Origin of the sequence: Winogradskyella sp. (assembly GCF_016744625.1) — a bacterium.
Taxonomy (GTDB): domain Bacteria; phylum Bacteroidota; class Bacteroidia; order Flavobacteriales; family Flavobacteriaceae; genus Winogradskyella.
Genome location: NZ_JADGDZ010000125.1, coordinates 1 through 7,326 on the forward strand (window position 1 = coordinate 1; position 7,326 = coordinate 7,326).

General features: G+C 30.8%; 11 protein-coding genes. 2 read left to right on the forward strand and 9 right to left on the reverse strand.

All coding sequences use genetic code 11. The features are described from left to right. Window positions 1–407: hypothetical protein (locus QZZ53_RS16190; RefSeq protein ID WP_296386623.1), on the forward strand; the 407-nt coding region annotated here is incomplete at its 5' end. Between the two features lie 102 nt (window positions 408–509). Here the strand turns inward: QZZ53_RS16190 and QZZ53_RS16195 are convergent. Then, window positions 510–1,220, reverse strand: coding sequence for a hypothetical protein (locus QZZ53_RS16195; RefSeq protein WP_296386625.1), 711 nt, complete (start codon window positions 1,218–1,220; stop codon window positions 510–512). 71 nt (window positions 1,221–1,291) lie between these two features. Continuing rightward, on the reverse strand, window positions 1,292–2,101 hold the full coding sequence (locus tag QZZ53_RS16200; protein WP_296386627.1) for an NAD(P)H-binding protein: 810 nt from the start codon (window positions 2,099–2,101) through the stop codon (window positions 1,292–1,294). Between the two features lie 114 nt (window positions 2,102–2,215). On the opposite strand from QZZ53_RS16200, the gene QZZ53_RS16205 reads away from it, so the two are divergent. Next, complete coding sequence (locus QZZ53_RS16205) at window positions 2,216–2,695, forward strand: CBS domain-containing protein (protein WP_296386629.1); 480 nt, start codon at window positions 2,216–2,218, stop codon at window positions 2,693–2,695. 3 nt (window positions 2,696–2,698) lie between these two features. On the opposite strand, the gene QZZ53_RS16210 is transcribed toward QZZ53_RS16205, so the two are convergent. The 7 genes from QZZ53_RS16210 to QZZ53_RS16240 all read right to left on the reverse strand — a co-directional run. After that, window positions 2,699–3,049 (reverse strand): hypothetical protein, encoded by a 351-nt coding sequence (locus QZZ53_RS16210; protein ID WP_296386631.1) that lies wholly within the window; start codon window positions 3,047–3,049, stop codon window positions 2,699–2,701. A gap of 2 nt (window positions 3,050–3,051) precedes the next feature. Then, the gene (locus QZZ53_RS16215; RefSeq protein WP_296386634.1) at window positions 3,052–3,576 is read right to left on the reverse strand and encodes a DinB family protein; all 525 of its coding nucleotides are present in this window, start codon (window positions 3,574–3,576) and stop codon (window positions 3,052–3,054) included. Window positions 3,577–3,613: 37 nt separating this feature from the next. After that, a complete protein-coding gene (locus QZZ53_RS16220) occupies window positions 3,614–4,258 on the reverse strand; it encodes a fused MFS/spermidine synthase (protein ID WP_296386636.1) in 645 nt (214 codons plus the stop codon). A gap of 92 nt (window positions 4,259–4,350) precedes the next feature. Continuing rightward, the gene (locus QZZ53_RS16225) at window positions 4,351–5,406 is read right to left on the reverse strand and encodes an ATP-grasp domain-containing protein (protein ID WP_296386638.1); all 1,056 of its coding nucleotides are present in this window, start codon (window positions 5,404–5,406) and stop codon (window positions 4,351–4,353) included. A gap of 162 nt (window positions 5,407–5,568) precedes the next feature. After that, window positions 5,569–5,865 (reverse strand): DUF1801 domain-containing protein, encoded by a 297-nt coding sequence (locus QZZ53_RS16230; protein WP_296386640.1) that lies wholly within the window; start codon window positions 5,863–5,865, stop codon window positions 5,569–5,571. A gap of 494 nt (window positions 5,866–6,359) precedes the next feature. Further along, window positions 6,360–6,785, reverse strand: a complete 426-nt coding sequence (locus QZZ53_RS16235; RefSeq protein WP_296386641.1) for a VOC family protein — start codon at window positions 6,783–6,785, stop codon at window positions 6,360–6,362. Between the two features lie 241 nt (window positions 6,786–7,026). Beyond that, window positions 7,027–7,326: hypothetical protein (locus QZZ53_RS16240; protein WP_296386643.1), on the reverse strand; the 300-nt coding region annotated here is incomplete at its 5' end.

Here is a 7,326-nt window from a genome sequence, read left to right on the forward strand (position 1 = left end):
CAGCAAAGGCTATTGAAAATTTTGACTATACAGATTATGTTCTAAGTGAGAATGCTGAAAAAGTAGTGGCTAACTGGGAAAAATACCAAGAATTTGCTATTCAAATTAGTTATTTAAAAAAGGCAGATTTATCATTCTTTAATGGTGACAAAATATTATTAAAAACATTTATTAAGGAATTTAAGGTTGGGATTCCAGACACATTACAAACAAACCCTATTGTATCAAGACAAGTAATTATAGAGACTAAACTTTTAAAGTTAAATGAAAACCTAACTATAGACAATATAGATGGTAAAACGAAACTGTTAGGTGTTAAGGATGTACTCATCGCTTTCTCGGATCTTAATTATCAGATCAATAAAAAGTTAGAACGCGATATTTATGATAAAATTGAGCCAGAATAATCTTTGATGGCATTTATAATGATGGCATCATTTTTAATTTAAGAGATAAAACAAAAATGCAGCTTATTGAGCTGCATTTTTTTAGATATAAATGAATATATATTAGTTCTTTTGAGCTGCTGCGGCAGCTTTTTGTGCTTTTTGAGATTCTAAAGCTTGTCTGCTTACTTTGGCTAAATTAAAATTTGGATCTATTGAAAGCGCATCATTCATTAATTTTATTGCCGCATCAATATTAGCTGTTTTATTTTCCGAAAACGTCAATAACCCTTTTAAGCATAATAAAGCCGCTTTCATAGAAGTTTCATAAGGTTGTTGTTTTTCATAGAATGCACGTTTCATATCATCCTTAACATTAGCCAAGGCATAATCAATGTTTAATTTAGCACCTGATAAATCGTTAACCTGAATTTTCATATCAGCTATTTCATAAGCTAAATATACATTAGGACTTCGCTTATAAAGGATTTCGTAATGCTCTAAAGCCATTTTTGGCTGGTTAAGGTTTTTTAATGCCAAGGCCTTAACCTCTACATTCATATCAGAATCTGTAGCATTCTTTTCTACACCTATTGTATTTAAGGCTTGTATATGCTTACCTTCAGAAAGGTATAAATACGCTAATGTATCTTGTCTTGCTACCGAAGGCTCTAAAATATTTAAATGTGTCATGGCATTAATAATACCTTGCACATCACCTTGTTTTTTCATTTGCTTGTAATACGCTTCATAATGCTTTTTCATATCAGTATTGCTCTGTGCAAAAACACTTACTGAGAATAACATAACAATTGCAATTGTAATCTGCTTCATAATTTAATCTAAATTTAATGCGCCAAAACTATAAAAATTAATACGAATAGGTCTTAAAAAACTATTAATTTCTATGGCACTTGTTTAAAAGTGTAGTTCAAAAGCTGTACCAAGTTAGAATTGTTGATAATTTTTCCTTTACTTTTTTCAGAAATATTGAACTCTGGAAGCGGAATATTCTGCCGTTTACAATAGGCCGAATAATAGGTCTTTTTATTAGGATGGTTTGGATGCACGGCATTTATGGATACGTTCCAAATTTTATTTTTTATGATAGTTGTAATAATTTGAATACAATCTTCTTTATGGATTAAATTTATAGGAGCATCTGGATTTGTAATGTTTTTTCTTCCAGATAAGAATATGGCAGGATGTCTTTCTTCATCAAACAAACCACCAAATCTTAAAATTATAGTATTAAATTTAGAGTTATTTTGAAGCATCTGTTCAATTTCAATGAGCTGCTTTCCATTACGTGATGTTGTGTTAGCTATTGTAGAATCATCAATTTCGGGGAAATGGGTTTCATCATTAAAAACCGAAGTAGAACTTACATAAAGTACGTTTTTTATGTTGTGATCTTCAATTGCGGATACTAAATGTCTTATTTCGTTTGTATGATTTTTATTAGGATGTCTTCTTAATCCTGGTGGAATATTAATAATAACAATCTCACTATCGTTTAAAAAATCAGCATAGTTTCCTGAAATTTCTGTTTCATTCAAGTGAACTAAATAACCATCAATATGATGCTTTTTTAAGAGGGCTAATTTATCATTAGAAGTTGTAGAGCCTTTTACAATAAACCCTTCGCTAATTAAATATTTAGCCAAAGGAAACCCAAGCCAACCACTACCAATAACACTAATTTTTTCTTTCAATTTATAATTGTAAAATTTAGATGTAAAAATACGGATTATAAAAGCTTATGAAATCCGATTTTTATAAACCAGTAATTTTCAGTAACTTTAAGATTAACACTAAAATTAAATGTTATGGGAATAAAAAGTTTTCAAGGTGCACGTAAGCAACAAAACTCGGTAGAACCTGTTGCACTTAAAGTAAGAGATTATATGACTACAAATCTTATAACCTTTAAGCCAGACCAGTCTGTGCAAGAGGTTGTAGAGTCTTTGATTAAGTATAAAATTTCTGGTGGACCTGTAGTAAATGACAAACACGAGTTAGTTGGTATTATTTCTGAAGGTGATTGTCTAAAACAACTAAGTGAAAGTCGTTATTACAACATGCCATTAGAGCATAATAATGTAGAAAAACGAATGGCTACAAATGTTGAAACTATTGATGGAAATATGGATGTATTTGATGCTGCAAATAAGTTTTTGCAATCTAAAAGACGTCGTTTCCCTATTGTAGAAAACGGAAAACTTGTTGGGCAAATCAGTCAGAAAGATATTTTGAAAGCAGCGCTTCATCTTAAAGGAGAAAACTGGAACAGTACAACTAAAGGATAGTTCTTAATCATCACGTTTTACCAAAGCATAGTAGTCACTTTCTAATGGCAAATACCCTTGGTCGTATACAAAGTAATATATGGTACCAGCTTTTGTAGTGTAAATACTTGTAAAATAACTGAAGTCGAAACCTTTTTCAATTAATTTCGCTCTAGAGCATTTTGTCTTCTTATTTGGGTTAAGTTCTTCTAGGATTCTATAATTTTTTCGTAGTCTGTTGTTGGTATTTCTAATAAGGTTTTTAGAATCTTTATTAATACGATTATTGTGTGCATTTCTACATGCATCACTACAGTATTTTTTATCAATTCTGCCTAAAATTCTATCACCACACTCAGGACATTTTTTTTGCATAATTATACGTTTAGAATAGGAATATATTTAATCCAAGGACCAACCTCCGTTTTATATTGTTTGGCCATCACTCTAGATATTTGAGCAATGTGACCTAAATCGTGAGTTACCCAAGAGGCTAATAATTCTGATGATGTAACTTCTCCGAGCTCAGGATGTAGACCTTTTAAATTCAATTGATCTTCATTTAGATTTAGATTTTTTAGGGTATTGAGATTTTGATATCTTAAGTTCTCAAATTCATTAAGCAATTCGATTAGTGTTCTTCCTTTAGATAATTCAAATTGTGCAAATCTATCAAAGGGATTAAACATTTTAGGTTCTGTATTACTTAAAATTATATGCAATCGTGTTATCCAATCGGTTTTTTCACCATGTATTAAATGTCCAACAATGTCAAAAGCACACCATGTGTTTTCTCCTTCATTACAATAAATCCATTCATCAGACAAATCCCCTAAAAATGACCTTAAGGTTTTCGGTGTTTGTTCTAAGATTTCAATTGCTTTACTCAGGTTATACGTCATAAGATTTACAAGTTACAAAATATTCGCTTACAAACGTTTACAGTGATCTTGTAATAATAAGTGTATTGGTGTTATTTACGTTTTTATAGACATCAACTTTAAAGACTTTTGATTTAATATAGTCGATTAAAGTTTTAATAGAATTGTCTTTTGAATCTCCTACAGAAGCATTAAAAATAATGCTGCCTTTTGAAGATTTTGATTGTATAACATTATTCCAAAATTCTGTACTTATAACATTATCAGGAACGCTTAAATCTATATATAAATCAACGATGATGAGGTCAAAGTTTTTGTTGTTGGTTCTAATAAACTCAAAAGCATCAGCGCAATGAATCTTAAGTGCTTCATCTTCACAAATTCCAAATTCTGTATTTGCAATATCAATGATTACAGGGTCAATTTCTACAGCATCAATGTGTTTGATATAATTAAAGTCCCTTCTCAGTGTTTCAATAACACTTCCGCCTCCCATTCCTAAAACTAAAATAGAATTAACTTTAGATAGATTAACTTTTTCTAGCCCAAATTTTAGAATACGCTGTAACGACCCATAACTGTAATTGGCATTTTTAGAATTGAGGTGTTTTTTGCCATTATACCATGTGATTTCTAATGAGCCACTGTATTGAGATACTACTGTTTTTGTTACTGGATAAATGTAACTGAGGAGACGTTTCATATTGCGATTAAAGATACAGTTAATCGACTTTAATTATGGATTAATTTTGTTACTTATAAATTAAAATAGATTGTTTTTAACTCAGCTCTTTACTAGCAATTGGCTTTCCATGTCTGTTTAAGCATGTTTTTCAATAAATCGATATAGTTCCATCCAATTTTTATCGAAGCCAATAAAGTTAAACTATCTTGATTTTGTCTATGTGGTCTTGATGGTCCAGTCATATTTGGTTTCATATTTAAGTCGAACAAAAAGTAATTCCCGCTTTTGTCTGCACGACAATCTATTCGAATAGGAGCTTTGATATTTAACAATGCACCTGCTTTTTCACATTGACGATAAACAGTGATAATTTTTTCAGAATTTAGTTCGCTATTTTCGAGAACCAAACTATTTTTCATTACCGCTACAATACCATTATAAGGTGCGACTCCATCTTTGTGGTTAAATCTTTTTACAGCAGGAAGACTCCAAGGGCTTTTAAAGGTCTTTTCTTCATTGTCAATTAGATAATTACCAGAAGGCATTACTGTAACTGTTATTTCTTGACCACTTAAAAATTGCTCAACATATACCATATTTCCATATGTTTTGCTGGTAAATATGTCGTTTAGTTTGTCGTCTAATTCTTTTTGGTTCTTCACCAATGAAACACCTTGGCTACCTCGTCCTCTTATTGGTTTAACAATCATCGGAAAGTCAATATCTAATGAGTAATCGGTTAAATTCTCAATTGAAATCAATTTGGTTTTAGGAATAGCAATTTTATTTATCCTTAAAAACTCGTTAGTAAAATATTTGTCGTCGTAAATATCTACTTCATTTGGTACTTGTCCAATAAATTGAATGTTTCGGTTAAAAAAGCTCTCTATATCGTGGTTTTTGTATAAAACGGTATTTAGCCAAAGTGTATTCGCGCCTTTGTCTAATGCACTTTGAATTCCTTTTTTTGTGTCTGGAAATACCCAATCAAAATCATTTTTAATATCTGGATTGCTGACAGGTGTAACGATATTTATACCGTTTTTTTTCAATTCGTAAGCAATATCTGCTCCGCTATCGGAATATCCACCTGGCTTAATTGGTTTTTGAATCCCATCTTTAATAGGTGGAAGTTTGTCTTGGTATAGAATTGCTATTGTTTGCACACTATTTTTCAGTTTATTATAAAGTGTTTTAGTCTCTTTTATTCAGTTATCTATTGAGATTAAACTTTAAACGGATTCCATTTCACTCAAGTCATTTAGAATTTTATCTAAATCTACAGCTTGTTTGAGAGAAACAATTTTATGTATTTTGTTAATCGTCTGTTATTTTTTTTTACAAGAACATTCGTGATGCTCATTAATGTATTTAATTGATTCTATGCAGAGTTCTTGTAAAGTAGAAATGTTTATGTCCTTAAGTTTTTTTACATAAATACAGGCTTTGCCCATTTTAAATTTACCAAGGTCGGCTAAAAGTTTTTCGCTTCTTTCTGTTGCAGAATAAACGTAGAGTGAAAAGGCTGCTTTTCTTGGAGAAAACCCAAGAATTGGAGCATCTCCTTCGTGACCGCTTGCATATTTGTAATGATAGTTATCAAATCCGATAATGGTCGGTCCCACATTTTGGGTTCTGAGCCAGACCATTCTTGCATTAATTCTATCAAATGGAAACTATCGGCTTTTTTCTGTTCGTTTTCAACGTATGAATTTACAAAATCCATTACGTCTTTCCCTGTGTAAATTGTCTTTGGTTTTGACATAATTTCTATTACCTTCTTTTCTTTGGTTCCTATTATCTATGCAACTTGTCTAAATAAGATATTTGTTTTTCATTGTCGAATGTATAATGATATCTATTGTTTAGTAGCTAGTCTTTATTTATCTTCTCTTAATATTTTGTTCAGATGTAACTTTCATTTAATCTGTTTTTTTTAATAATTTAATTACGCATTCGCCATCATAATTTCTTACTCATATTACCTGCCTTCCAACTCAAATTTCTCTCTTTTGCTTCAGGCTTCAAAATATTTCCTTTTTTAGTTGGCAATAGTTATTTTTCTATTTTCATTTCGTTTATTCTTTCAAGTTGGGCAGCTTATATTATAATTCAGAATTTATTCTGAAAGGTTAAGTTGCCATGAAATACCAAACTTATCTTCACACCATCCGAATTTTTTACCAAAACCATAATCTCCCGAATCATAGTTATCAAGAGGAACCATTATCTGACCTCCATTAGAAGAAAGCTTTTCGAATAGAGTTTGTATCTCATTTTCTGAGTTACATTCAACGAACAGTGATACTCCAGGTGTAAATGACCAAGTGTGATTATAATTACTTTCGGAAACCATGTACTCAGTGCCATTTAATGTGAAAATGCCATATTTGATAAGCTTTGGTGTTCCTCCAGCCTCTCCTTCTAAGTATTTTGTTATGCTTTTAATTTCCGAATTCGGAAAGATAGAAGTGTAGAAATTTATCGCTTCTTCAGCCTTTCCGCATTGATCACCTACAAATGTTAGAAATGTTGTTGTTTTCATCTTTTTTTAATTTTAGTTCAAATCAAAAATAGTAGATTAGATAATACCTATCTCTATGGGCGAGAATTGACATGTAACAATTTGAGTTTGTTTTTAGGCGAATCGTATATGTGTATGCTTAGTTGCAGTTTTGTATGCGAAGGTTTTCGGAAGGGGCATCAGAAGCGAGCAAAAAAAGCAACTAACTTTGGTAAAGTCTAAAAACAGCAATTTTTATATACTGTGTTGGCAATCACATTTTTTAATCCAAATAATTTTCATAATCTATTGTATCTAGTATACCGTTTTCAAATTTAAAAATGAAAACAGAAGTTTGCTCTAAGTTACTGATTTTTATTAAATCAGTTTTTAATTTTATTCCTATTTGGTTTTCAAGTTTTTTTGCTTTTGTTCCAATACAAATAGAGTCTAAAAGTTTAAATTGTGAATTCTTTATTTTTGCCGAAACAATTTCTTCTGAAAATCCATCTCGGTAAAAATGAATTTTAGTCTGCTCAAAAACTAGTGTTTTGTTTATTTGAACAATCGTTTTGTTGTTTGT

Bases quoted from the DNA above. Each gene is read 5' to 3' on its own strand.
- QZZ53_RS16195 (WP_296386625.1), bottom strand. From the start codon at position 1,220: ATGAAGCAGATTACAATTGCAATTGTTATGTTATTCTCAGTAAGTGTT.
- QZZ53_RS16205 (WP_296386629.1), top strand. From the start codon at position 2,216: ATGGGAATAAAAAGTTTTCAAGGTGCACGTAAGCAACAAAACTCGGTA.
- QZZ53_RS16210 (WP_296386631.1), bottom strand. From the start codon at position 3,049: ATGCAAAAAAAATGTCCTGAGTGTGGTGATAGAATTTTAGGCAGAATT.
- QZZ53_RS16215 (WP_296386634.1), bottom strand. From the start codon at position 3,576: ATGACGTATAACCTGAGTAAAGCAATTGAAATCTTAGAACAAACACCG.
- QZZ53_RS16220 (WP_296386636.1), bottom strand. From the start codon at position 4,258: ATGAAACGTCTCCTCAGTTACATTTATCCAGTAACAAAAACAGTAGTA.
- QZZ53_RS16235 (WP_296386641.1), bottom strand. From the start codon at position 6,785: ATGAAAACAACAACATTTCTAACATTTGTAGGTGATCAATGCGGAAAG.